21 protein-coding genes are annotated in these 24,206 nt (G+C 72.2%); 13 read left to right on the plus strand and 8 right to left on the minus strand.

All coding sequences use genetic code 11. From position 1 onward, the window contains the following. The first annotated feature begins 200 nt into the window (after window positions 1-200). On the plus strand, window positions 201-512 hold the full coding sequence (locus tag HWD93_RS12935) for a hypothetical protein (protein WP_139199463.1): 312 nt from the start codon (window positions 201-203) through the stop codon (window positions 510-512). On the opposite strand, the gene HWD93_RS12940 is transcribed toward HWD93_RS12935, so the two are convergent. The 3 genes from HWD93_RS12940 to HWD93_RS12950 all read right to left on the minus strand — a co-directional run bounded on the left by HWD93_RS12940 (window position 509) and on the right by HWD93_RS12950 (window position 6,215). After that, entirely contained in the window at window positions 509-3,958 is a 3,450-nt protein-coding gene (locus HWD93_RS12940; protein ID WP_261647026.1) for an efflux RND transporter permease subunit, read from the minus strand. The genes HWD93_RS12935 and HWD93_RS12940 overlap by 4 nt on opposite strands. A gap of 33 nt (window positions 3,959-3,991) precedes the next feature. Continuing rightward, complete coding sequence (locus HWD93_RS12945; protein ID WP_071294486.1) at window positions 3,992-4,657, minus strand: DUF6518 family protein; 666 nt, start codon at window positions 4,655-4,657, stop codon at window positions 3,992-3,994. A gap of 106 nt (window positions 4,658-4,763) precedes the next feature. Beyond that, window positions 4,764-6,215 (minus strand): PLP-dependent aminotransferase family protein, encoded by a 1,452-nt coding sequence (locus HWD93_RS12950; RefSeq protein ID WP_071294485.1) that lies wholly within the window; start codon window positions 6,213-6,215, stop codon window positions 4,764-4,766. A 60-nt stretch (window positions 6,216-6,275) separates the two neighbouring features. Here HWD93_RS12950 and HWD93_RS12955 point away from each other — a divergent pair, with 60 nt between their 5' ends. From HWD93_RS12955 to HWD93_RS12965, 3 genes are all read left to right on the plus strand, one after another. Continuing rightward, window positions 6,276-6,941 carry a YitT family protein gene (locus HWD93_RS12955; protein ID WP_071294484.1) on the plus strand — a complete coding sequence of 222 codons (666 nt, stop codon included), beginning with the start codon at window positions 6,276-6,278 and terminating at the stop codon, window positions 6,939-6,941. A gap of 76 nt (window positions 6,942-7,017) precedes the next feature. Further along, on the plus strand, window positions 7,018-7,914 hold the full coding sequence (locus tag HWD93_RS12960) for a DUF4097 domain-containing protein (protein WP_261647027.1): 897 nt from the start codon (window positions 7,018-7,020) through the stop codon (window positions 7,912-7,914). Next, window positions 7,911-8,492, plus strand: coding sequence for a PadR family transcriptional regulator (locus tag HWD93_RS12965; protein ID WP_071294482.1), 582 nt, complete (start codon window positions 7,911-7,913; stop codon window positions 8,490-8,492). The genes HWD93_RS12960 and HWD93_RS12965 overlap by 4 nt, the downstream gene beginning before the upstream one ends. A 69-nt stretch (window positions 8,493-8,561) precedes the next feature. On the opposite strand, the gene HWD93_RS12970 is transcribed toward HWD93_RS12965, so the two are convergent. After that, window positions 8,562-9,350 carry a MerR family transcriptional regulator gene (locus HWD93_RS12970; RefSeq protein ID WP_261647028.1) on the minus strand — a complete coding sequence of 263 codons (789 nt, stop codon included), beginning with the start codon at window positions 9,348-9,350 and terminating at the stop codon, window positions 8,562-8,564. A gap of 130 nt (window positions 9,351-9,480) precedes the next feature. Between HWD93_RS12970 and HWD93_RS12975 the strand changes: the two genes are divergently transcribed. The 4 genes from HWD93_RS12975 to HWD93_RS12990 all read left to right on the plus strand — a co-directional run bounded on the left by HWD93_RS12975 (window position 9,481) and on the right by HWD93_RS12990 (window position 13,381). Next, window positions 9,481-11,694, plus strand: a complete 2,214-nt coding sequence (locus HWD93_RS12975; RefSeq protein WP_261647029.1) for an APC family permease — start codon at window positions 9,481-9,483, stop codon at window positions 11,692-11,694. A gap of 11 nt (window positions 11,695-11,705) precedes the next feature. Next, window positions 11,706-12,443, plus strand: coding sequence for a hypothetical protein (locus HWD93_RS12980; RefSeq protein WP_261647030.1), 738 nt, complete (start codon window positions 11,706-11,708; stop codon window positions 12,441-12,443). Between the two features lie 124 nt (window positions 12,444-12,567). Continuing rightward, a complete protein-coding gene (locus HWD93_RS12985) occupies window positions 12,568-12,831 on the plus strand; it encodes a DUF3072 domain-containing protein (protein WP_070416997.1) in 264 nt (87 codons plus the stop codon). A gap of 109 nt (window positions 12,832-12,940) precedes the next feature. After that, a complete protein-coding gene (locus HWD93_RS12990; protein WP_261647031.1) occupies window positions 12,941-13,381 on the plus strand; it encodes a DoxX family protein in 441 nt (146 codons plus the stop codon). A gap of 104 nt (window positions 13,382-13,485) precedes the next feature. On the opposite strand, the gene HWD93_RS12995 is transcribed toward HWD93_RS12990, so the two are convergent. After that, window positions 13,486-14,649, minus strand: a complete 1,164-nt coding sequence (locus tag HWD93_RS12995; RefSeq protein ID WP_261647032.1) for an NAD(P)/FAD-dependent oxidoreductase — start codon at window positions 14,647-14,649, stop codon at window positions 13,486-13,488. A 158-nt stretch (window positions 14,650-14,807) separates the two neighbouring features. On the opposite strand from HWD93_RS12995, the gene HWD93_RS13000 reads away from it, so the two are divergent. Continuing rightward, entirely contained in the window at window positions 14,808-15,029 is a 222-nt protein-coding gene (locus HWD93_RS13000) for a DUF3073 domain-containing protein (protein ID WP_070417000.1), read from the plus strand. Window positions 15,030-15,428: 399 nt separating this feature from the next. Here the strand turns inward: HWD93_RS13000 and purM are convergent, their stop codons facing one another. Next, complete coding sequence (gene purM / locus HWD93_RS13005) at window positions 15,429-16,523, minus strand: phosphoribosylformylglycinamidine cyclo-ligase (RefSeq protein ID WP_261647033.1); 1,095 nt, start codon at window positions 16,521-16,523, stop codon at window positions 15,429-15,431. 73 nt (window positions 16,524-16,596) lie between these two features. Here purM and purF point away from each other — a divergent pair, with 73 nt between their 5' ends. Beyond that, a complete protein-coding gene (gene purF / locus HWD93_RS13010) occupies window positions 16,597-18,054 on the plus strand; it encodes an amidophosphoribosyltransferase (protein WP_070417002.1) in 1,458 nt (485 codons plus the stop codon). A gap of 86 nt (window positions 18,055-18,140) precedes the next feature. On the opposite strand, the gene HWD93_RS13015 is transcribed toward purF, so the two are convergent. Further along, window positions 18,141-18,536, minus strand: a complete 396-nt coding sequence (locus tag HWD93_RS13015) for a hypothetical protein (protein WP_083295078.1) — start codon at window positions 18,534-18,536, stop codon at window positions 18,141-18,143. Window positions 18,537-18,643: 107 nt separating this feature from the next. Here HWD93_RS13015 and HWD93_RS13020 point away from each other — a divergent pair, with 107 nt between their 5' ends. Then, window positions 18,644-21,217, plus strand: coding sequence for a LuxR family transcriptional regulator (locus HWD93_RS13020; RefSeq protein ID WP_261647034.1), 2,574 nt, complete (start codon window positions 18,644-18,646; stop codon window positions 21,215-21,217). Between the two features lie 376 nt (window positions 21,218-21,593). Here the strand turns inward: HWD93_RS13020 and HWD93_RS13025 are convergent, their stop codons facing one another. Continuing rightward, entirely contained in the window at window positions 21,594-21,956 is a 363-nt protein-coding gene (locus tag HWD93_RS13025) for a sterol carrier family protein (RefSeq protein WP_070419240.1), read from the minus strand. 57 nt (window positions 21,957-22,013) lie between these two features. Between HWD93_RS13025 and purD the strand changes: the two genes are divergently transcribed. Continuing rightward, window positions 22,014-23,282, plus strand: coding sequence for a phosphoribosylamine--glycine ligase (gene purD, locus HWD93_RS13030; RefSeq protein ID WP_229085417.1), 1,269 nt, complete (start codon window positions 22,014-22,016; stop codon window positions 23,280-23,282). Continuing rightward, entirely contained in the window at window positions 23,279-24,148 is an 870-nt protein-coding gene (locus HWD93_RS13035) for a phosphoribosylaminoimidazolesuccinocarboxamide synthase (RefSeq protein WP_261647035.1), read from the plus strand. The genes purD and HWD93_RS13035 overlap by 4 nt, the downstream gene beginning before the upstream one ends. The last annotated feature ends 58 nt before the right edge of the window (window positions 24,149-24,206 follow it).

Raw genomic sequence — 24,206 nt, forward strand, 5'->3', positions numbered from 1 at the left:
GCGTGGCTGGTGGCCGCCGCGGCCCCGAGTCTCGGTTCGGCGGACGTTCCTCGGGCGGTGCGGACGCGAAAGTGTCCGCGGGGCCGAGACTCGGGCACCGGAACCGGCACCGGCACCGGCACCGGCCGCCGCGTGCCCCGGCCGGGTGGCACCCGGAGTCGGGACTGCCGCTCGGCGCCCGCGCACCGCAGACTTCCGGGGTGACCGACACCTCGATGCGCCCTGCACACGCGACTGCCTCCCGCTGGGAGCGGCACTCCTCGCTGCAGACGTTCGCCGAGCTCCTGCTCGGTCTGTCGTTCACCGCCGCGGTTGCCTTCGGCGGGTACGCGGCCGTGACCGGACGGATGACCGTGCTGTCGCAGGGCGCCGGCGTGGTGTTCCTCGTGACGCTGACGTGCGTCCTCGTGTCGTGGTTCCGTGCCGTCGAGCGCGAGGAGGCACCCGTGGCGGCGCCGGCAGCCTCCGTCGTCGACCCGATCTCGGCGATCGACGCGGAGTACCGCCGCTAGTCCTCCCCCGCCGCGACATCCCCCGCAGCGGCCTCACGCGCAGCGGCATCCCCCGCAGTGGCCTCACGCGCAGTGGCCTCCCCCGCCGCGGCCTCGCGCGCCGCCCGCCGGTCGGCCCGCCGCTCGAAGAGCCCCTCGACGAGGGCGTACAGCGACGGCAGCACCACGAGGGTGAGCAGCGTCGACGACACCAGCCCGCCGATGACCACGAGCGCGAGCGGCTGCGAGATGAACCCGGACCGGCCGGTCAGCCCGACGGCCATCGGGAGCAGCGCGAAGATCGTCGCCAGGGCGGTCATCAGGATCGGCCGGAGTCGTCTGGTCGCACCCTCGATCAGGGCATCGTGCACGCGGAGCCCCCGGCGCCGGTACTGGTTGACGAGGTCGATGAGGACGATCGCGTTCGTCACCACGATGCCGACGAGCATGAGCAGGCCGATCAGTGACGCCACACCGAGCGGGATCCCCGTCACGATCTGCAGGAGCAGCGCGCCGGTGACCGCGAACGGCACCGACACGAGCAGCAGCAGCGGCTGCCGCAGGCTCCGGAACGTGGCGACCATGATCACGTAGACGATCAGGACCGCGACGAGCATGGCCAACAGGAGCTGGCTGAACGCCGACGACTGGCTCGAGGCGACACCGCCGATCTCGGCGGATGCGCCGCGCGGCAGGTCGAGCGCGTCGACGGCCGCGGTCACGTTCTGCACGGCGGCACCGAGGTTCGTCGAGTCCGGGGTCACCGTGATCGTGGCCGTCCGGACGGCGTTCGACGTCGTGATGGACGTCGGCCCCTCGGACTGCTCGACGGTCGCCAGGTCGGACAGCGGCACCGACCCGGTCGAGGTGGGGATGGACAGCGACCGCAGTGCTGCGACGGTCGTCGGGGGCTCGGGGTCGGCGATGTACACGTCGAGCGTCGCGTCGTCGATCTCGATCGTGCCGGTGTCGCGGGGCGAGACCGCCGCGGCGACGATCCCGCCGACCTGCGTCTCGGTCAGGCCGCGCTCGGCGGCGGCCTGCCGGTCGACCCGGACGGCGAGGTACGGCTCGGACGCCGACAGGTTGCTCGTCGCGCCGGTCGTGCCGTCGACCTTCCGCATCTCGCGCAGCACCGACGCCGCCGCGGTCCGGAGCTCAGCCTGGGTCGGCGCGGTGACGTCGACCTCGATGTCGCTCGAGCCGCCGAACCCGCCACCGGCCGACGAGAGGCTGACCTCGCCGACGCCGTCGATGCGGTCGATGCGGTCGCGCGCGGTGGACTGGATGGCGGTCTGGTCGTCGCCGGCGTCCGTCGTCACGTTGTACTGCACGGAGGCCGACGCCCCGCCCCCGAAGGCCGCCTGGATCGACTGCCCGCTCGTCCCGATGGTGGTCTGCACGGTCTGCACACCCTGGACACCGCGGAGCACGCGCTCCACCTCCTGCGCCGCGTCGGACTGCTCGTCGAGGCTCGTCCCCGGCTCGAGGTCCTGCGTGACCGTGAAGGTGTTCTGCCCGGAGTCGCCGAGGTAGTTCGTCTTGACGAACGGCACGGCGGCCGCGGTGCCGCCGAGCACGAGGACCGCCAGGACCACCACGAGCGCCGGCCGACCGATGGCCCAGCGGAGCACGGGCTGGTACCCGCGCCGGAGCCGGTCGGACGTGCCGGCGTCGTGCAGGTCCTCGGCGGACGACAGCGCGGTGGTCGCAGCGGACCCGTCGGCAGCAGCGCCACCGGCAGCAGCGCCACCAGCGGCGGCGCCACCAGCGGCGGCGCCACCGGCGACGGTGCCACCGGCGGCGGCAGGCGTCCGGAGGAACCAGTACGCGAGCACCGGGACGATCGTCAGCGACACCAGCAGCGACGCCACGAGCGCCATCGTCACGGTCAGGGCGAACGGCCGGAACAGCTCGCCGACGAGCTCCGCGACGAACGCGACCGGCAGGAAGACGGCGACGGTGGTCAGGGTCGACGCAGTGACGGCGCCGGCCACCTCGCGGACGGCGTCGAGCACCGCCCGGGTCCGGTCCACCCCGGGTTGCAGGTGCCGCTTGATGTTCTCGATGACCACGATCGAGTCGTCCACCACGCGTCCGATCGCGATGGTGAGCGCGGCGAGCGTGATGACGTTCAGCGTGTACCCGGTCGCCCGCATGCCGATCGCGGCGAGGAGCACCGAGGTCGGGATCGAGATCGCGGTGACGATCGTCGACCGCACCGACAGCAGGAACAGCAGGATCACGACGACGGCGAACCCGAGGCCGAGGAGCCCCTCTTCGGCGAGGGAGTCGATGGACTGCTGGATGTAGGGCGCCTGGTCGAACACGACGGTGAACCGGGGGTCGCCGGCGACCTTCGCCTCGATGCCGGGGAGGGCGTCGCGAACCGTCTTCGAGACGTCGACGGTGTTCGCTTCCTGCGTCTTGGTGATCGCGATGGTCAGTGCCGTCTCGCCGTTCACACGGCTGATCGACGTGCGCGGCGACTCCTCGATCGCGACCTTCGCCACGTCGCCGATGGTGGTCGGCGTCGTCGCGGCGGCCCCGGCACCGGCGGTCGCACTGGAGGCGCTGCCCGCCCCCGCCGCACCGCCAGCCGCCGTCCCACTGGTCGCGTCCACGGCCCCGGTCGCGCCCGCCCCGCCGGTCGCGCCTGCCCCGGCGTCCGCCGCACCGCCGGACGAGGAGCTGCCGGAGGATCCCGCCCCGGACGACGACCCGCCGCTCGACGACGCGGTCAACGGCAGCCCCTCGATGTCCTTGATCGACGCGATCCGCTCCCCCGTCTGCACCGACAGCGTCGTGCCGTCCTGGGTGATCGTGCCACCGGGGACGAGCGTCCCGTTGTCTTCGAGTGCGTCCGCGATGGACTGGGTGCTCAGGCCCCGCGACGCCAGCTCGTCGGTGTCCGGGGTGATCACGACGCGGCGCCCCGGGTTGCCGAAGACGTCGGCCTGCCGGACCCCGTCGAGCTTCTCGATGTCGGGGATCGCCGTGGCGTTCAGCCGGTCGACCAGTTGTTCCTGGTCGCCCTTCCCCGTGACGGCGAGCTGCAGGACGGGCAGGTCGTCGAAGGACCCGGTGACGATCTGCGTCTGCACGGTGTCCGGGAGCGACAGGGCGTTCACCGCGGTCTGGATCTTGTCCTCGGCGCTGGCGAGGTTCGATCCGTAGTCGAACGACGCCGAGACGACGCTCTGCCCGGTCGACGACGTCGCGGTGGTCGACTCGAGGTTCGGCACGACCTGGATCGCCTGCTCGATCTTCGTCGACACGTCGTTCGACACGACCTCGGGCGTGGCACCGGGGTACGCGCTGACGATGGCGACCTGCGGGAACTGGACGCTGGGGATGAGCTCCTGCTTGAGGCTCGTCAGCGCGATGCCGCCGAACACCGCGACGACGACGGTGACGAGCGCGATGAGCGCGCGGTTGCGGAGGCTGAAGACCGAGAGGAGGTGCACACCCTGATCCTTGCAGGGCGTCCCTCGACGCGCTCAGCCGCCGAGGAGCAGGTACGCGCCGAGCACGCCCACGGTCCCGAGCACGCCGGTCGCGAGCGCCACGATCCGGCCGAGCGGGGTCCGTGCCGTCACGACCGCCACGACGAGGACCGCCAGACCGACGACGATCTCGACCACCCAGGTCACCGGCCCCGTGGTGTCCGCGACCTGCAGCAGGGCCCGGACGCCCTCGCCGACGAGCACGGCGGCGGTCGCCCCGAGCGCTGCCCCGCGCCACCCGACGTCCCGGGACCGGAGTGCCACCGCGACCGCACCCGCGAGCACCCCGGCGGGGATGCCCATCAGGACCCAGAAGTTCGTGATCGACAGCACGTCCGGGTAGCCGCGCAGGTTCGTCGCCGCCCAGTACCCCACGTGCATGAGCTCGAGGAGCACGACGCCGAGCACCATCGCGACCGGCGACGCCCAGCGCCCCGACCGCACACCGGCGAGCAGGCACAGCGCAGCCGCGACGACGAACCAGGGTCCGGCGGAGTTCGCGACGGAGGAGAGTCCGGGCACCGCCTGCCCGAACGAGGTCAGCACCCCGGCGAGCAGTGCCCCCGTGAGCGCCATCGAGACCCGGGCGGCGGCGGGCACCGCGTGGGTCGGAGCGGGCGCCGGACGGACCGTCGTGCCGGCGTGCATGGTCGTCTCCATGGGACCAGGATCCCGGTGGCCGGGCGTCGCGCGCATCACTCCGCAGAGCCAGATCGCACGAGGGGCGTCACCCCGGAGGATGACACTGCCGAGCGAGGAGGGCGCGTCACACCACCGCGGCGAGCGACCCCCGCACGCCGGCGGCGTCGCCACCGATCCGTGCCCACGACCGTTCGAGCACGTCGACGAGCCGCACCCGGTCGGCCGGGGACATCGTGAACGGCACCCGCAGGAACCGCTCGAACCCACCGTCCGGCCCGAAGACCCCGCCGGACGCGAGCACGACGCCCTCGGTGCGCGCGGCGAGCACCAGCGCGCTCGACACCGGGCGCCCGAGCCCGACCCACGTCGTCAACCCGCCCGCCGGCGACGGCACGTCCCACTCCGGGAGCCGCGCGCGCAACGCATCCACGACGTCGTCGCGACCCTGGCGCAGGTAATCGCGCCGCGCCTCCAGGACCGCCGCCGTCCGCGGGACGAGCTCCCGCGCGACCAACTGGTCGAGCACGGGCGTGCCGAGGTCGCCCGTCGGCCGGGCGAGGAGCAGCCGCTGCAGGAGCGCCGGTGCGGCGCGGATCCAACCGATCCGCAGGCCGCCCCAGAACACCTTGTCGGCCGACCCGATCATCACGACCGATGCCCCGGACGGGTCGGCCGCTGCCAACGGCAGGGACGGCGAGCCCTCGATCCGCAGCTCGCCCATGGTCTCGTCCGCGATGACCGTCGTCCCGGTCGACGCGGCGACGGACAGCAGGAGCTCCCGGGTGGACGCGGACATCGTCGCTCCGGTCGGGTTGTGCAGCTCGGGCATGACGTACGCGACCGCCGGCGCCGTGCGGCGCATCGTGGTCTCGAGCGCCGTGGCGTCCCACCCGGTCCGCGCGTCCACCGGCACGCCGACGAGTCGACCGCCGACCTCGCGGAAGGCCTCGTGCGCGTGCGGGTAGGTCGGGGACTCGACGAGGACGGCGTCGCCCCGGCGGACGAGCACCCGGGCGAGCAGGGCGATCGCGTGCTGCGCCCCGATCGTCACGACGACCTGGGACGGGTCGGTGGGCAGGCCGCGTTCGGTGTACCGCTCGGCGATCGCCGCGCGCAGCCCGGGATCCCCGACGGTGTCGTACCCGATGCCGGCGAGCGCTGCGGGGACGTGCCGCACCGCGCGCTCGACCGCCTCGGCGATCCCGGGAGCCGCGTGCAGTGCGGCCTTGCGGAGGTCGAGCAGGTCGTCGTCGACGACGCCGCCGAGCCGTTCCGGGTCCGGCCGGCCGATCAGCCCGGCCGGGAGCCGGACCACGCTGCCGGACCCCCGGAGCGACACCACGAACCCGTCGGACCGGAGCCTCGAGTACGCGTTCGCGACCGTGGTGCGCGAGACGCCCAGCGCGGTGGCGAGGCCCCGCTCGGCGGGCAGCCGCACGCCCTGCGGGATCCGGCCGTCGATGACGAGCACGCGCAGCGCGTCGGACAGCGCCTCGTACGCGGGGGCGTCGGTACCGGCGCGCCAGTCGGTCAGGAGGAGCGCTGCGGATCGGGCACTGAGCAGGACCGGGGTCATGGATCCACGGTAGCGGAATTGGCTCTCGACCCGCAGTCCAATCTCCACGACGATCGAGCCATGCCCCGCTCGACCGCCCTCACGCTCCGCTTCGTCCAGCTCTTCGTGGGCCTGTTCCTCTACGGCGCCTCGACGGCACTGCAGGTGCGTGCAGTCGTCGGGGTCTCGTCGTGGACGGTCCTCACGGAGGGGCTCGAGAACGTGGTGCCGTGGTCCTTCGGCGTCATCACCGTGGTGTCGAGCGGCGTCATCCTGCTGTTCTGGATCCCGCTCCGCCAGAAGCCGGGCATCGGGACGCTGCTCAACGCCCTGGCGATCGGACCGAGCGCCGACCTCGTGCTCTGGCTCGTCCCGACACCGTCGGAACTCCTCGGCCGGGTCCTCCTGTTCGTCGCCGGGCTGGTGCTCCTGGCGGTCGCCACCGCGTTCTACATCGGCGCCGGCTTCGGCACGGGCGCTCGAGACGGCCTGATGGTCGGCCTGCACGAGCGCCTCGGCTGGCCGGTGTGGGTGGCGCGGACAGTCATCGAGGTCTCGGTCGTGATCGTCGGCTGGTTCCTCGGCGGCGACGTCGGAGCCGGCACCGTGGTCGCGGCGTTCGCGATCGGTCCGATGGTGCAGCCGCTCATGCCGGTCTTCCGCCGGTTCCCGTGGAGCCCGGAACGGACGCGTGCCGCCACACCGGTCCAGGAGGCACGGGTCGCCGCCGCCTCGGAGGTCGCCTAGAGCCCTTGCGTGCGTCCAGGTCGCGATATAACGTGTCCGTCACAGACGCGATACATCGCGAGTTCGAGGAGGCAACATGGCCCAGGAGAAGTGGCTCGTCGAGGAGCCGAAGGTGATCGACACCGGGATCGTCCGCCGCTTGCGCGTGGGCCTCGCCGGAGGACAGGTGGACGTCGTCGCGCACGACGAGCCGACCGCCCGCGTCGAGGTGCACAGCGTGTCCGGCAAGCCGATGAAGATCGAGCTCGACGGCGACACGCTCACGATCGACCACCCGCAGGTCCGGTGGGACGACCCGATCGGCTTCCTGAAGTCGTTCCGCGGCAAGGCCCACGCCGACGTCAGCGTCCTCGTGCCCCGCGACGCCATCGTCACCCTCGGCGTCGTCTCGGCCGGGGCCCTGCTGTCCGGCACGAACCGCGGCGCCACGCTCAACACGGTGTCCGGCGACCTCGTCGTCGACGACGTCGCGGGTGACGTCACCGTGAACGCGGTGTCCGGCACGACGACCATCCGCGAGCTCGACGGCGCCCTGACGGTGCACACCGTCTCCGGCGACGTCGTGGCGACCGGGGCGATCCCGCGGTTCTCGGCCGACGGGGTGAACGCCGACGTGGTGCTCGACCTGCACGGCACCCCCGACCAGGCCCGCGTCAACACGGTGTCCGGTGCGGTGAGCGTCCGACTCGAGGACGGCGTGCCCTACCAGTGCACCGTCAGCACCGCCTCGGGCAAGCTGCAGTTCGACGACTCGGAGATCCGCGGCGTGCGGGGGTCCTACGTCAAGCAGGGCGGCGAGCTGTCCGGGCAGTGGCTCGACCTCAAGGTGAACTCGGTGTCCGGCGACATCGCGGTGCTGCACGCCCCACCCCTCGCGGAGCCGACGGCACCGACGACACCGACGGAACCGACCGCGCCGGCTGCACCGACCACGCCCGCGGCCCCGGTGAACGACGGCGAGGTGCCCGAATGAGCCCCGTCTTCGCGCACGGCCACCTGCGCCTCTACCTGCTCGTGCTGCTGGCGGACCACCCGATGCACGGTTACGAGGTCATCCAGGCCCTCGGCGACCGCTTCGGCGGCACCTACGTCCCGAGCGCCGGCACCGTGTACCCGCGGCTCGCCAAGCTCGAGGAAGAGGGGCTCGTCACGAAGTCCGCCGACGGTCGGAAGACCGTCTACGCGATCACCGACGCGGGCCGCGCCGAGCTCGACGCCCGTGCCGACGAGATCGCCGCGGTCGAGAACGGCGTCAACGACTCGGTGAAGTCCCTGGCCGACGGCGTCCGCGCCTCGGTGGGGGAGGCGATGCGGTCGCTCCGTGCCGACCTCGCGGCGAGCGCGCAGGCACCGCGGGGCCGGACCGCCGACGAGCCCGTGGACGTCCCGTCCGAGGGCGCCCGCGCCCTGCGCGAGGTCGAGATGGTCCTGTCGTCGTTCCGGCAGCAGGTCCGCGCGGACCTCCGCCGTCGGGCGACTCGCGGCACGCTCGGTGCGGACACGGTCACGCGTCTGCGCGACGGCCTGGAGGCGCTGCGCAAGTCCCTCTGACGACCGGCGGCCGACAGACGGTGACGACCCGCGCCTCCAGGCAGTCCGCCAGGAGGCGCGGGTCGTCCGTCACAGACCGCGGTCGGCCAGGGCGTGCATCGCGTCCCGCACGGCCCGCGCGGCACCCGCGCCCGCCCACTCGTAAGCGTGCGTGAACCGTTCGTCCTGCACGTACATGTCACCGAGCGTGCGGAACCGGTCGGCGGTGAGCTCGGCCGGGGGCGTCGCCTCGGCGAGCCAGGCGAACTGGCGCCGCGCGAGTGCCGTGCCGGCCTCCGACGCCGGACCCGCGCCCGACGCGGCGAGCGCTGCGGCGTCCTGCGCGATCGCCCGCTGTTCCGCTTGGAAGGCCTCCTTCGCGGCGGGGTCCTTCGACTCCCACCAGCGTGCGCCTCGGTCCCAGGCCGCGGGCCCCCAGCGCTCCTCGACCTCCTGCCGGAAGCGCGTCTGGTCGAACCCGTCGAACGTGTCGGTGGCGTTCATGTCCTGTCCTTCCTCGATCCTCGTGATGGTGGTCCGCACGGCCGCGAGCTGCCGCGCGAGCCGGTCGCGCTCGCGTTCGAGCCACGCGACGTGCGCCGTGAGGGCCGTGACGTCGTCCTGCTCGCCGTCGAGGACCCGGCCGACGTCGGCCAGCCCGAGTCCGAGCCCGCGCAGCAGGAGGATCCGTTGCAACCGGACCAGCGCGCGGTCGTCGTAGCGTCGGAGCCCGCCCTCGCCGACCGCGGTCGCGGGCAGCAGGCCGATCGCGTCGTAGTGCCGGAGCGTGCGGCTCGACACACCGGCGGAACGCGCCACGTCGGCGATGCCGTGCGGTGCTTTCGCAGCTGCGGCTGCCGTGTCTGTCGAATCCCTCATGCAGGCCACGGTAGAGGTTGACGCAGCGTCAACCGCAAGGGGTTTCCGGGGTGCGCCCGACCCGAACCGGCACGGACGGGGAATACCACCGGGGTCGGCCGTGTTGACTCGCGCCCGGAAATGAGTAGGTTTGCCGCTCGTGACGAACGAGATCCGGTCGTTGAAAGCGCGACTGATCGGGGATCCCCTCCCCTCCGAGAAGCTCGAGGGACAGCTCCTCCCGAAGCACCTGGCACTGCCGATCTTCGCGAGTGACCCGCTGTCCTCCGTGGCGTACGCGCCGCAGGAACTCCTCATGATCCTGCTGCTCGGCGGGATGGCGTTCCTGACGTTCGCCCCGTGGGTCGCCGCCCTCGTCGTGCTGTTGCTCGTCGTGGTCGTCGCGTCCTACCGACAGCTCATCAAGGCGTACCCGTCCGGCGGCGGCGACTACGAGGTGGCACACCGGAACCTCGGCGAGAGGGCGGGGCTCGTCGTGGCCTCCGCACTGCTCGTCGACTACGTCATGACGGTGGCGGTCTCGGTCGCGTCCGGCGTGGACAACATCATCTCCGCGCTCCCGTTCCTCAACGAGTTCCGGGTCGAACTGGCCCTGGTGTTCGTCGTGCTCCTCGCCGCCGCGAACCTCCGGGGTGTCCGCGAGTCGAGCAAGGCCTTCGCCGTGCCGACCTACCTCTTCGTGGCGAGCGTCTTCGTGATGGTCGTCGTCGGGCTCGTCCGGGCCGCGGCCGGCAACGCCCCGGTCGCGGAGTCCGCCGCCTACACCGTGCAGAACGTCGAGCACACGACGCAGGCCGCGTTCATCCTGCTGCTCCTCCGCGCGTTCGCATCCGGCTGCTCGGCGCTGACCGGTGTCGAGGCGATCGCGAACGGCGTGCAGGCGTTCCGCCGCCCGAAGATCAAGAACGCGCAGATGACCCTCGTGTTCATGGGGTCGATCGCGATCGTGCTGTTCGTCGGTCTCATCACGCTCGCCCTCATCTCCCGCGTGCACTACGCCGAGAGCGCGTGCGACCTGCAGGGCTTCGCGCAGTGCGCCACGACGCCGCAGCGTTCCCTGATCGCGCAGATCGCGGCCGCGACGTTCGGCGACAACACGGTCCTCTTCTTCGTGATCCAGGCGACGACCGCGGCGGTGCTGCTGCTCGCCGCCAACACGGCGTTCAACGGCTTCCCGCTGCTCGGGTCGATCCTCGCCCGGGACTCGTACGCCCCGAAGGCCCTGTCGACCCGCGGCGACCGGCTCATCTACTCGAACGGCGTGATCGTGCTCGCCCTCGTCGCGGCGGCGCTGCTGATCGTGTACCGGGCGAACGTCACGAGCCTCATCCAGCTCTACATCATCGGTGTGTTCGTGTCGTTCACGCTCGGGCAGACCGGGATGATCGTGCACTGGACGCGGCTGCTGCGGGCGGACCGGGCGGGCACCGCGGACGGTCCGGTCAACCGTGGGCAGGTCATGCGCTCCCGCGCCATCAACGCCACCGGCGCCACCTTCACGTTCGTCGTCCTCGTCATCGTCACGATCACGAAGTTCACGCACGGCGCCTGGCTCGTGTTCCTGATCATGCCGATCCTGTTCGTGCTCATGCTCGGCGTGAACCGGTACTACCGCGACGTCTCGCACGAGATCGAGGCCGACGAAGAGACCCGGTTCGGCGCGACCGGCGACCACGCGATCGTCCTGGTGAACAAGCTGCAGAAGCCCGTGCTCAAGGCCCTCGACTACGCGATCGCCGCGAAGCACGCGAGCTTCGAGGCCCTGCACGTCGCGATCGACGACGCCGATGCGGCCCGGCTCCGGGCGCAGTGGGAGGAGTACGGCATCGAGGTCCCCCTGACCATCGTGCCGAGCCCCTACCGCGACATCTCGATGCCGCTCATCAAGTACATCAAGGCGCACCGGATGGAGCACGGCTCCGAGGTCGTGACCGTCTACACGCCGGTCTTCATCGTCGGGCACTGGTGGGAGACCTTCCTCCACAACCACCGCGGTCGCCGCATCCGGAAGAAGCTGCTGCTCGTGCACGGCGTGACCGTCGCGCTCGTGCCCTGGCTGCTCGACTCCTCCGAGCTCCTGTACGGCCGGCGATCCCGCCCGCTCCCCGGCCAGGAGCGTCGCGGCGAGCCGATCCGCCCGGCACTCCGCCGCTCCCCGCACGGCGTCGTCCAGCACGACGCCGAGGACGACCGCCTGCTCCGGTCGGCCCAGCGGAACAGCCTGCAGCCGCGCCGCGCGACCCGTCCGGCCGGTCCCGCCGAGGGCGTCGACCCGACCCAGTGCACCGGTGAGATGCACGTCCTCGTCCCGTCGCCTCCACGCGGCGACGGTCGCTCGTCGTAGCATCTGTCGTCATGACGATCTCCGACCTGCGCACGTTCGCCACGTTCGACGGGCACGGCGGCAAGGTCTCGAAGCGCGTCGAGGTGCTCGACCACGAGCCGACGCCCGGCGGCCCGCACGAGGGACTCGTCGCCGTCCGCGGCCCGCACCCCCTCGGTGCGCTCGACGAGCAGGCGGCCGAGGACTCGACGCACCGCATCGGCTGGGTCGACCCGGCGACGCTCCGCGACTGGTACCGCCCGGACCGCGTGGTGGTCTCCCGGATCGAGGCGCGTCGGTCCGGCATCGAGCCCGGCACGTACGCGGATTCACGCGGTCGCGGTCGGGTCCGGATCGACGGCCTGGAGGCGCGGCTCGCCCCCGACGGTCGGCCCGCCTTCCGCGCACTGGCGGGTTCCGCGGACGCCCCGGTCGTCGACGTGCCGCTCCCCACCGACCAGGCGGTGCGGCTCGTGGCGGTGCGCACGGTCGACGAGGGCCTCGAGATCGTGACCACCCCGGTGTCGCCGTTCCTGTCGCCCGGTCGGTACCCGGCCATCGGCGACGACGTCGTGGGGCTGCCGCCGCGCTCGGGCACCGGGCACGTCCTGGTCCGCGCTGCCGTCCTGATCGACGGCACCCTGCACGAGGTCGAGCGGATCGACGAGCGTGCCGCGACGATCTGGATCCGCCGCGAGGACCGGTCGGTCCCGATCGCGGTGAGCTCGGTCGGCCCGGACCTGGTGCGGTACACCGCGGTCGCGGACTGACCACGGGTGCTGCCGCGGGTGGGCGCTCTCGCGGGCGTGGGCGCTGCCGCGGGCGTGGGCGCCGCGTGTCCGGGGGACGCCACGGTGGGGTTTCCGGTCGGGGGTGCGGCGTAGCGTCCACGCCATGAGTGACGCAGACCCGATCGACGACCGCACCGACCAGCCCGAGACCCTCGGCGGAGCCCGCCCCGACCCCAGCACCGACGCCAGCAAGGACCCCGAGCAGTGGGTCACCGGTGACGAGCCCATGACCGGGCCGCAGCGCAGCTACCTCGACACCCTCGCCCGCGAGGCCGGCGAGGAACTCCCCGCCGACCTCACCAAGGCCGAGGCCTCGGAGCACATCGACCGCCTGCAGCAGCAGACCGGGCGCGGCGCCGATTCCTGAACGCGGGTCCGCGCTTCTGCGGACCCGCGCCTGGGCATGTTCTGGTGATGTCCGGGAAGTCCCCCGGACGGGGGTGGATGATGACGCGTCACCGGTTAGCTTCGACGGCATGCGAACGACATCGACCTCCATCGGCCTGACCGCGCTCCGCATCGTCCTCGGCGTGGTGTTCATCGCCCACGGCGCCCAGAAGTTCGCGCAGGGGATCGGCTCCGTGTCCCAGGGCTTCTCCGGCATGGGCGTCCCCCTCGCCGAGGTCGCGGCGCCCCTCGTCGCCGGGCTCGAACTCGTCGGCGGGGTGTTCCTCGTGCTCGGCGTCGCGACCCGGATCGTGGGCGTGCTGCTCGCGGTCGACATGGTCGTGGCCGGCCTGCTCGCGCACGCGTCCGCGGGGTTCTACTCGCAGGACGGCGGGTTCGAGTACGTGCTCGTGCTCGCGGTGGCGTCCGTCGCGGTGGCGCTGACCGGGCCGGGGCGGTTCTCGCTCGACGCCGTGTTCCTGCTGGCCTCGCGCCGGCGTCGTGGCGTCGAGGAGCCCCTGCCCGCCTGACGCGTGCGCCAGTGCGCGAGGTTCCGCACTCCGTGGGACGGCCTCCGCCCCGCACCGGGCGCGGAACCTCGCACGGTGCGTCGGCGAGGTCGCACCGTGCGAGGTCAGTCGGACCCGACCGCCGGCGCCGATCCCGCATCGTCACCCGCGAGCACGTCCATCACCTGCCGGGCGATCCGCCGCCCGGCACGGTTCGCCCCGATCGTCGACGCCTGCGGCCCGTACCCCGCGAGGAACAACCGCGGCTCGTCCACCGACCGACCGTCCTCGACCACGATGCCGCCGGCCGCGGTCCGCAGGTGCAGCGGCGCGAGGTGCCGCAGGTCCGCACGGAACCCGGTCGCCCAGATCACGGCGTCGGCGTGCACGTGCTCACCCTCGGCCGTGACGACGCCGGTCTCGTCGAGCCGGGTGAACATCGGCGAGTCCTGCAGCACACCCCGCTCGAGCCCGGCACGGATCCGGCGCGACACTGGGACACCGGTGCCGGAGACGATGCTCGGCAGGGTCTCCCCCGCCCGTGCGGCCCGGTCCTGCTCGTCGACCGCCGCCACCGCGGACTCGAGGTCGAGCGCCGCCGACTCCGACCACACCACCGGCCGCCGGGTGAACCACCGGGTCCGCGCGGCGACGCCGTCGAGCTCGAGCAGGAACCCGATCGCGCTCGTGCCACCGCCGACCACCACCACGTCCTGACCGGCGAACTCCGCCGCGCTCCGGTACTCCGTCGTGTCCAGCTGCCGACCCCCGAAGGCATCGCGACCCGGGTACCACGGGACGAACGGCGTGCCCCAGGTCCCGGAGGCGTTCACGACGACCTCGGCGCCGATCCGGCTCGTGCGCCCGTCGGCGGTCCGGACGGTGACGCACAGACCTCCGGACGCTCCGGGGCTGTCCCCGATGCGCGACACGGACGACACCGAGACTGGTCGACGGACCCGCAGGTCGTAGTGCTGCTCGAAGCGCCGGTAGTACTCGCCGACGACGTCCCGCGCCGGTCGCGACCGGTCCGCGTCGTCGAACCGGAGGCCCATCGCGTTCATCCCGGGCAGGTCGTGCACGCGGTGCGCGGCTCCGAGGCGGAGGGCCTCCCACCGGAACTGCCAGGCTCCACCCGTGCTCGGCGCCCGGTCGAGCAGCACCAGATCGCTCCCCGGCGTCAGGCCGAGCCGGCGGAGGTGGTATCCCACCGAGAGGCCGGCCTGACCCGCGCCGATCACCACGACCCGGGCGTGCTGGTCGGCCGGGGCCTGCGCGTCGTCTGTCATCACTTCGATTCTGCTGTGGGCGGGGCCGTCGCGGCGACGTCCAGATCGGGGTACATGGTAGAGTGATAGGCAGATTTCAAACCACGAAACCGTTCGGTTCCCCGGGTGACTCCTCTCCCGCCAGGACCGGACCAGAGCCGATCACGAGGGGGTCACGCATGGGGCGCGGCCGTCAGAAGGCGAAGCACACCAAGGTCGCCCGGGAACTGAAGTACTTCAGCCCGGAGACGAACTACGGTGCGCTCGAACGAGAGCTCTCCGCCGGGCAACACTCGGACGAGAACTCCTACGTCGACCGCTGGGCAGACCAATACGGTGATGACCAGCTCGAAGAAGACGACGAGTTCGAACCGCAGCAGGACCAGAACAAGTCCGCCTGACCCAGGCTCGATGACGACGCCGCGCACCCTCCGGGGCAGCGCGGCGTTTCGTCGTGCGTGCCGCCCGGTGCCGCCCAGTGCCGCCCGCGTCTGACGTCGACCGGGGCCCCGCGGACCCGGAACGACATCCTCGACGTCGTACGACAGCGACGATGTCGCACCCGCGCGCCCGCAACGACCCGCGCACGCAACGAACGACGAGTCCGAGGTCGCACGACAGCGACGATGTCGCACCCGCGCGCCCGCAACGGCCCGCGCACGCAACGAACGACCAACCCGAGGTCGCACGACCTGCCGCGCCCGCTCCGCCCCGGTCGCACGAACTGCCGCCCGGAAGGAGTCCGGACGGCAGTTCGTGCGACCTCGAGCCCGCGGCGCGCGCGGCCGGCGGCCCCGCGCTCAGCCCGCGTACGCCCCCACGAGCCGCACCGCGCCGCCGTCGACGCCCTTCGCGCCCTGCTCGAACCCGTCGAGGTCACGCGCCGAGGTCGAGATCGTCCCGACCGCCCACGACGGCAGCCCGGCGGCCCCGAGCGACGCGATGACGTCCGACGCCGCAGCGGCCGACACGACCGCGAACATGCCGATGCCGAGGTTCCAGGTGCCCTCGGTGTCCTCGATGGGAGTGCCCGCCATCGACGCGAGCACACGGAAGACGGGGAGCGGCTCCCACGTGGAGCGATCGACCTCGACCCAGGACCCGACGGGCAGCACGCGCGCCAGGTTCGCCGCGATGCCACCACCCGTGACGTGCGACAGCGAGTGCACGGCGCCAGTGTGCTGCTCGATCAGCGACAGCAGCGGCGTCGTGTAGAGGCGCGTCGGCTCGAGCAGGGCTTCCCCGACGAGGCCGCCGAGCTCCGGCAACGAGTCGGTGTACCCGACGCCGCGCGACGACAGGATGTGCCGCACGAGCGAGTACCCGTTGGAGTGCAGCCCGGAGGACTCGATCGCCACGACGACGTCACCGTCCTGCACGAGGTGCGCGCCGAGCTGGGACCCGGCCTCGACCGCGCCGACCGCGGCACCGGCCACGTCGTAGTCGTCCGGCCCGAGCAGCCCGGGGTGCTCCGCCGTCTCGCCCCCGACCAGCGCGGTGCCGGTCTCCGAGCAGCCGCGGGCGATGCCGGCGACGATGTCCGCGATGCGCCCGGGGACGACCCGGCCGCAGGCGATGTAGTCCGTCATGAAGAGCGGCTTGGCGCCGACCACGACGATGTCGTCGACGACCATGCCGACGAGGTCCTGCCCGATCGTGTCGTGCTTGTCGATCGCTTGGGCGATGGCGACCTTCGTCCCGACGCCGTCGGTGGAGGTCGCGAGCAGCGGCCGTGAGAAGTCCTTCAGGAACGAGACGTCGTAGAGCCCGGCGAAGCCACCGACGCCGCCCATGACCGACGGGGTGTGGGTGGCCGCGACTGCGGACTTCATGAGTTCGACAGCCAGGTCACCGGCGGCGGTGTCCACTCCGGCTTCGGCGTACGGGTTGGGCATGCTGAGTCCTTCGCGGTGACATGGCAGACTTGTTCGGTACCCCCCGATTCTACGGTCTGGAGCACACCCGCGAATGTGCGGCATCGTCGGCCTCGTTGCACAGGGCCCCGCCAACCAATCCATCTACGACGCACTGCTCCTCCTGCAACACCGGGGACAGGACTCGACGGGCATCGCCACGGTCGAGGGTCACATCCACCACATGCACAAGACCCGCGGTCACGTGCGGGAGTCCTTCCGCACCCGTGACATGCGCGCCCTGCTGGGCACCATGGGCCTCGGGCACGTCCGGTACGCCACCAAGGGTGCCGCCAGCAACGAGGAAGAGGCCCAGCCGTTCTACGTGAACGCGCCCTACGGCATCGTCCTCGTGCACAACGGCAACCTGACGAACACGCGGGAACTCACCCGTGAGCTGTTCGACATCGACCGGCGGCACCTCAACACGAGTTCCGACACCGAGTTGCTGGTGAACGTGCTCGCGCACGAGCTCCAGGGCCAGGTGCGCGGCAAGGACCTCGACCCCGGGCAGGTCTTCGACGCCGTCGAGCGCGTGCACGAGCGGGTCGAGGGCTCCTACGCCGCCATCGCGACCATCGCCGGGCACGGGCTGCTAGCGTTCCGCGACCCGTTCGGCATCCGCCCGCTGATCCTCGGGCACAAGTTCGACGAGGCCGGCAAGCCGGAGTGGGTCGTCGCCTCTGAGTCCCTCGTGCTCGAGTCCGGCGGCTACGAGATCGTCCGCGACGTCGCCCCCGGTGAAGCGATCTTCATCGAGATGAACGGCCAGATGCACGCCCGTCAGTGCGCGAGGAACCCGCGCCTGGTGCCGTGCTCGTTCGAGTACGTCTACCTCGCCCGTCCCGACTCCGTGATGAACGGCATCTCGGTGTACGACGCCCGCCTCCGGCTGGGTAACCGCCTGGCGGACACGATCGCGCAGTACGCCCCCACGGGTGACATCGACGTGGTCATGCCGATCCCGGACTCGAGCCGCCCGGCCGCGATGCAGGTCGCGCAGAAGCTCGGCATCGAGTACCGCGAGGGCTTCTACAAGAACCGCTACGTCGGCCGCACGTTCATCATGCCGGGGCAGGCGGAGCGCAAGCGGTCGGTGCGCCAGAAGCTCAACGCGATGTCGTCCGAGTTCAAGGGCAAGAACATCCTCATCGTCGACGACTCGATCGTGCGCGGCACCACGAGCCGCGAGATCGTCGAGATGGCCCGCGCCGCCGGTGCGAACGAGGTCACGTTCACGAGCGCCGCTCCCCCGGTCCGGTACCCGCACGTCTACGGCATCAACATGCCGACCCGCGCGGAGCTCATCGCCCACGACCGGAAGATCCCGGAGATCAACAAGGTGCTCGGCAGCGACCACCTGATCTACCAGGAGATCGGCGACATGCGCGACGCGATCATCGAGGGCTCCGACGTCACGGATCTCGAGATGAGCTGCTTCACGGGCGAGTACGTCACGGGCACGGTCAGCCCGGAGTACCTTTCCTGGGTCGAGGCCAACCAGCTCAGCTGAGCGACGGTCGCGAACGCGACCCGGCAACGGACTGGAGGCGCGGTGCCAGCTGGCACCGCGCCTCCCGTCCGTTCGTCCGGTCGCGTCTACCGCGCCTGGTCGCCGTGGTCCTCGATCTCGCCGTCCACCGTCTCGGGCGGCAGCTCGACCTCGACGCGCTCCGCCGTGAGGCGAGCCGCACGGCGCGAGAACACGCGGTCCAGGACGACGGCGACGACCGCGCCGACGAAGGCGCCGATCGTGACGCCCCACAGGCTGAAGTACCCCACCAGGCTGCCGAAGCTCGCGGTCTCCTGCGTGTCCCCGCGGTCGATGTCCATGGTGAGCGACACCACGATGAGCGTCGCGATGAAGCCGAGCACCGCACCGCCCACGATGAAGACGCCGAACTTCGGGGCGCGACGGATCGTCACCTCGTCGGAGGAGGAGACGGCGTTCGGCGCCGGAGCCGGTCGTTCGTCGGGTCGATCGGTGTTGCTCACGGTCCCATTGTCCCCCACTGTGGGACGTGCTCCGGTCTGTGCGACCAGGTCGATCCGGGAGAGGATGGTCCCTACCGATCGGTATCCACGGGGAGGAGGTACGGCAGATGCGCGAACGGACCACTCGTGGTTCCCGGATCCCGGCGCGGATCGGCTGGCCGATCCTCCAGCGTCGCGAGGAGGACCGAGCCGTCTCCGTCGTCGCCGAGCACCGGTGGAGCGTCGCGCTCGTCGGGGCTCCCGGTCTCGGCAAGAGCTCGGCGGCGGTGCGGGTCACCGACCGCGTCTCCGGGCGTGACACCTCCGGCCGGACCCTCGTCGTGCCGATCACCGCCGTCGCCGCCAGCCGCTCGATGCCGTTCGGCGCGGTGGCCGAGCGCTTCGGGGAGCTCCCCGGGTCGCTCGCCGAGCTCGTCGGTGCCGGGGGTGCCGAGCAGCGCCTCCGCGAGAGCGAGGAGCTCACCGATCGCGACGTCCTCCTGCGCGTGGACGACGCCGACCACCTCGACGCGATCTCGGCGCGGTACGTGGCGTGGCTCGTCCGCGAGCAGGGTGCCCGTCTCGTGCTGACGTGCCGCGACTTCACCGCGCTCCCCGAACCCCTGCGCGCCCTGTGGCAGGACGACCTGCTCGAGCGCATCGACCTCGAACCGCTCGACCTGCACGAGACCTCGTCCCTCATCGCCGAGGCGCTCGGTGCCCAGCTCGAGACGGCGTCGGCGGAGCGGGTGCACCGCGCCACCGCCGGCAACCCGCTCTACATCCGCGAGGTCGTCCGGTCCGCACTCGCCTCCGGTGCCCTCGACCAGACCGCCACGGGCTGGTACTGGCGGGGCCCGGTGACGGCGTCGAACAGCCTCGCCGACATGTACCGGACCGAGCTCGGCTCGCTGCCGGAGGACCTCCGCGACGTGGTCGACATCGTCGCCCTCGCGGACCCGATCCCCCTCGCGCGGCTGATCGGGCTCGTCAGCGGGGGGGACGTCGACCGGGTGGTGGCGCTCGGCCTCGTCCGGATCGACTCGCTCGAGGACGGCGCCGCGGTCGTCCGGCCGTCGCACCCGCTCGTCGGCGAGGTCGTCCGGGCACTCGTCCCGGTCGCCCGGCGCACGGCGCTGTTCGCCCGCGCCAACGCGTTCCGCACCGACCGCCCCGAGGGCGCCCCGCCGGCCGCCCGGCTCCGTGCCGCGCTGTGGTCGCTGGAGTGCGGCGTGCTGCCCCCGGTCAACCAGCTGCTCGACGCCGCCCAGGTCGCCGTCCGGCTGCAGGAGCACGAGAGCGGCATCGCCCTCGCCTCGGCGGCCCTGCGCACCACGCTCAGCCCGAGCGAACGGGTCGCCGCGCACTGCCTGCGGTCGCTCGCGCACTCGTACAGCACCGGTCGCGAGGCCGGTCGCGCCGACGCCGAGGCGGCCTGGGCCGTGGTGTGCTCGGCCCCGACCGAGGTCGACGACCACGCCGTGATCGAGGCGTGCGAGACCCTCGCGAACATCCGGCAGTTCCACGACGACGACGTCCTCGCCGCGGTGGCCCTCACCGACGTCGCCGCACGGTTCGTCTCCGGCGACGCCGTCGAACGGCTCCGACTGCTGCGGCTCGCCCACCTCGGCTGGGGCGGCAGCTTCGACGAGGTCCGCGCCGAACTCGAGCGCTCGGGCATCGTGCACGCGGCAACGGTGCCGTTCGCCTTCCTCTGCCTGGCGCCGTGCGCGGTGATGGCCCTCGCGACCGGAGGGCGGTTGGACGAGGCGGCGGCGTTCGGCCGGGCTTGCCTGGCGACCGCGGTCGAGCACCTCGAGGACGCCCCCTGGAGCGTCGGCGAGATCGTCTCCGTGCTGCACCAGCTGCAGGTCTGGCGGGGTGACATCGCCGACCTCATCACCGAGGTCCCGGTCCGCCGGTCCAGTCCCTACCTGAAGTACGACTTCACGCTCGAGCTCATCGGCGAGGGCAACCTCGCGCTCGGCCAGCGGCGCTGGGACGACGCCATCGCCGCGTTCTCCGCCGCCTGCGAGCGGTACGACGTGGCGGACCACGGCGGGTTCGCGGCCTACCCGTGGGCACGGCTCGCGATGTCGTACGCCTACGCCGGCCGCGCCGAGGAAGCCTCAGCAGCGCTCGAACGCGCCCGGTCGACGCCGCTCCGGGCGATGCGGATCATCGGCGAGCAGATCGCGGTGACGATCGCGTGGACCGAGGCGGTGCTCGGCAACCCGGCGGGCCTGCGGCACGCGGACGACATCATCGAGCGCGGGACGGCGAGTGGGTCCTGGACGCACGTCATGTACGCGCAGACGCTGCACTACACGAACGACATGCTGAACGGGCGGGACTCCGCCGCGTCCCTCGAACGGATGCGCGACGCCGCCACCCGGGTCGACGGACCGCTCGCGGGAGCCATCGTCGAGTACGCCGAGGCGATCCGCGCCGACGAACGGACCCGGATCATCGCGGCCCAGGGCGTGCTCGCGTCGCACGGGATGGCGGTGTCGGCAGGACGGGTGAAGCCACCGCTGACCAACCGCGAGTACGAGGTCGCGGAGCTCGCCGCACAGGGCATGAGCAACCGCCGCATCGCCGAGGTGCTCGGCCTCAGCGTGCGCACGATCGACGCCCATCTGTCACGGGTGTTCACGAAGTGGGACCTGCACGCGCGCACGGAGCTCGCCGAGCTGCTCTGATCGGCGAGTCGTCCGGGCGCAACCGCGCCTCCGGAAGCCGCAGGTTCGTTGCGGAATGCAGCACGACTCGCCGGAACGGTTGACAGGATGTACGGAATGTCGCGTACCTTTGACCCTGTCGCCGGGTTCGGACCCGTTCGGGTCGGGTCCGAATCCCGGCGACTTCTACGGTATTCGCCGGGTCGGTGACGTCACATCAGTAGGTACTACCTAATTCGGTGAGGCCGTCTAAGTACTTGCGTCCGTACGGACCAGGAGGCGCGGGGCGGGCTGGCACCGTTCCTCCCGTCCGGCACACGCGACCGTCTGCTGGCTGCTCCGCGACCGTCTGCCGTCCCGCTTCAGGGCCGTCTGCTGTCCCGTGTCGGCGGCCGTCTCAGACGGCCAGACGCACCGGCAGGAAGTCCGTCAGGTCCGCACGCGACCCGGACGCGCTGACGCGCGCCTGCGCGACGGCCTCGTCCCAGCGCAGCTCGCCGGTGGCGAGCGCGAGCCACGTGGCCGCGTCCGTCTCGACCACGTTCGGCGGCGTCCCACGGGTGTGCCGGGGACCGGGGACGGCCTGGACCGCCGCGAACGGCGGGACCCGCACCTCGACGCTGTTGCCGGGCACGTCCTCCGCGAGGCGCTGCAACGACCACCGCACCGCAGTCGCCAGGGTCGGCCGAGCGGTAGCCCCCTGCTGCACGGCGGTGAGCGCGGCGCGGCCCTCCGCGTCCTCGATCCTCCTGGGTGGCATGTCCACAGGCTAGCCGTCGCATCGCAACGGGCGAGTCGGGATCGGTAGGGTGATCGGGTGCGAATCCTCGTCCTCGGTTCCGGTGCCCGCGAGCACGCGATCATCACGGCCCTCCTCGCGGAGCAGGCCGGTCACGTCATCACCGCAGCGCCGGGCAACGCCGGCATCGCGGCCGACGTCGAGACCGTCTCGATCGACCCGACGAACGGTGCCCTCGTCGCCGAGTACGCGCTCGAGAACGGTGTCGAACTCGTCGTCGTCGGGCCCGAGGCGCCGCTCATCGCCGGTGTCGCCGATCCGGTCCGCACACGGGGCATCCCGGTGTTCGGTCCGAGCAAGGCCGCCGCGCAGCTCGAGGGCTCCAAGGCCTTCGCGAAGCGGATCATGTCCGAGGCGGCGGTGCCCACCGGGCGCCCGGTGTACGCCGGCACCGTCGACGAGGCCGTCGCCGCGATCGACGAGCTCGGCGCCCCCTACGTCGTGAAGGCGGACGGGCTCGCCGCCGGCAAGGGCGTCCTCGTGACCGAGGACCGCCAGGCAGCGATCGACCACGCCACCTACTGGCTGCAGCACGGCCACGTCGTGGTCGAGGAGTTCCTCGACGGCGAAGAGGTCTCCCTGTTCTTCCTGAGCGACGGTCACGACGTCCGGCCGCTCAGCCCCGCACAGGACTACAAGCGACTGGGCGACGGCGACGTCGGGCCGAACACCGGCGGCATGGGCGCGTACTCGCCGCTGCCCTGGCTCGCCGACCGCTGGGCGTCCGAGCAGGCCTTCGTGGACGAGGTCACCGACCTGGTCGCGCTCCCCACCGTCCGTCGGCTCGAGCACGAGGGCACGCCGTTCGTCGGCCTGCTCTACTGCGGACTCATCGTCACCGAGCAGGGCGTCCGGGTCATCGAGTTCAACGCGCGCTTCGGCGACCCGGAGACCCAGGTCGTCCTCCCCCGCCTGGCGACCCCGCTGAGCGGGCTGATGCTCGCCGCGGCCACCGGGCAGCTCGGGGGCACCCCGGCGCCGTCGTTCCGCGACGAGGCCGCCGTGACGGTCGTGCTCGCGAGCGAGGGCTACCCGGAGAACCCGCAGACCGGTCGGCCGATCACCGGGATCGACGCCGCGAACGCGCGCGAGGGGGTCTCCGTCGCGCACGCCGCCACCGGGGTCCTCGACGACCAGCTCGTCGCGACCGGCGGGCGGGTGCTGAGCGTCGTCGCCACCGGGTCCTCCTTCGCCGAGGCCCGCGACCGCGCCTACGCCGGCCTGGGCGACATCACGCTCGCGGGAGCGCAGTTCCGTACCGACATCGCCGCGAAGGTCGCCCGATGAGCCCGGCGCCCGTCCTCGACGGCTGGCAGCACGTCTCCTCCGGCAAGGTCCGCGAGCTCTACGTCCCCACCGGCACCGCCGACGTCGCGAGCGCCACCGAGCTGCTCCTCGTCGCGTCCGACCGGGTGAGCGCCTACGACTTCGCGCTCGAGCCGCCGATCCCGGGGAAGGGCGAGCTCCTCACCCGGCTGTCCCGCTTCTGGTTCACCCAGCTGGCCGACGTGCCGAACCACCTCATCGCGCCGTCCGCCGGCGGGACCCCGGTGCCGTCGTCGGTGGCGTCGCGCTCCATGCACGTCATGCCACTCGAGATGTTCCCGGTCGAGTGCGTCGTCCGCGGGTACCTCGTCGGCAGCGGATGGGCCGAGTACCAGCAGTCCGGCAGTGTCTGCGGCGTCCCCCTCCCCGCTGGTCTGTCGAACGGCGATCAGCTGCCCGAACCGATCTACACGCCGGCGTACAAGGCGCCCCAGGGCGAGCACGACGAGAACATCTCCTTCGAGCAGACGGTCGACCTCGTCGGGTCCGACGTCGCGACGCAGCTGCGGGACCTCTCGCTCCGCGTCTACTCCGAGGCGGCGGCGATCGCGCTCGACCGCGGGGTGGTCATCGCGGACACGAAGTTCGAGTTCGGGCGTGATGCCTCGGGGCAGATCCGGATTGCCGACGAGGTCCTGACGAGCGACTCCAGCCGCTACTGGGACGCCCGGTCGGGGAACCGCACGGAGTCGTTCGACAAGCAGATCGTGCGGGACTGGCTCAGCGCGAACTGGGATCGGCAGGGGACGCCGCCGGTGCTGCCCGAGGCGATCGTGGCGCGGACGGCCGAGCGCTACCGCGAGCTCATCGAGCGCCTGGGCGCGTAGCGCCCGCGCCGGGCGGCCGCGGCCGCGAGGGGGCACAACACGCCGCTCACGTCCGCCG

The organism is Curtobacterium sp. C2H10 (assembly GCF_025407985.1).
In the GTDB taxonomy this organism is placed as follows: Bacteria; Actinomycetota; Actinomycetes; order Actinomycetales; family Microbacteriaceae; genus Curtobacterium.

What these genes read in the sequence shown, in the direction of transcription:
- HWD93_RS12945 (WP_071294486.1), bottom strand. Translation starts at nt 4,657, where the DNA reads ATGGAGACGACCATGCACGCCGGCACGACGGTCCGTCCGGCGCCCGCT.
- HWD93_RS12950 (WP_071294485.1), bottom strand. Translation starts at nt 6,215, where the DNA reads ATGACCCCGGTCCTGCTCAGTGCCCGATCCGCAGCGCTCCTCCTGACC.
- HWD93_RS12955 (WP_071294484.1), top strand. Translation starts at nt 6,276, where the DNA reads ATGCCCCGCTCGACCGCCCTCACGCTCCGCTTCGTCCAGCTCTTCGTG.
- HWD93_RS12960 (WP_261647027.1), top strand. Translation starts at nt 7,018, where the DNA reads ATGGCCCAGGAGAAGTGGCTCGTCGAGGAGCCGAAGGTGATCGACACC.
- HWD93_RS12965 (WP_071294482.1), top strand. Translation starts at nt 7,911, where the DNA reads ATGAGCCCCGTCTTCGCGCACGGCCACCTGCGCCTCTACCTGCTCGTG.
- HWD93_RS12970 (WP_261647028.1), bottom strand. Translation starts at nt 9,350, where the DNA reads ATGAGGGATTCGACAGACACGGCAGCCGCAGCTGCGAAAGCACCGCAC.
- HWD93_RS12980 (WP_261647030.1), top strand. Translation starts at nt 11,706, where the DNA reads ATGACGATCTCCGACCTGCGCACGTTCGCCACGTTCGACGGGCACGGC.
- HWD93_RS12985 (WP_070416997.1), top strand. Translation starts at nt 12,568, where the DNA reads ATGAGTGACGCAGACCCGATCGACGACCGCACCGACCAGCCCGAGACC.
- HWD93_RS12990 (WP_261647031.1), top strand. Translation starts at nt 12,941, where the DNA reads ATGCGAACGACATCGACCTCCATCGGCCTGACCGCGCTCCGCATCGTC.
- HWD93_RS12995 (WP_261647032.1), bottom strand. Translation starts at nt 14,649, where the DNA reads ATGACAGACGACGCGCAGGCCCCGGCCGACCAGCACGCCCGGGTCGTG.
- HWD93_RS13000 (WP_070417000.1), top strand. Translation starts at nt 14,808, where the DNA reads ATGGGGCGCGGCCGTCAGAAGGCGAAGCACACCAAGGTCGCCCGGGAA.
- purM (WP_261647033.1), bottom strand. Translation starts at nt 16,523, where the DNA reads ATGCCCAACCCGTACGCCGAAGCCGGAGTGGACACCGCCGCCGGTGAC.
- purF (WP_070417002.1), top strand. Translation starts at nt 16,597, where the DNA reads ATGTGCGGCATCGTCGGCCTCGTTGCACAGGGCCCCGCCAACCAATCC.
- HWD93_RS13020 (WP_261647034.1), top strand. Translation starts at nt 18,644, where the DNA reads ATGCGCGAACGGACCACTCGTGGTTCCCGGATCCCGGCGCGGATCGGC.
- HWD93_RS13025 (WP_070419240.1), bottom strand. Translation starts at nt 21,956, where the DNA reads ATGCCACCCAGGAGGATCGAGGACGCGGAGGGCCGCGCCGCGCTCACC.
- HWD93_RS13035 (WP_261647035.1), top strand. Translation starts at nt 23,279, where the DNA reads ATGAGCCCGGCGCCCGTCCTCGACGGCTGGCAGCACGTCTCCTCCGGC.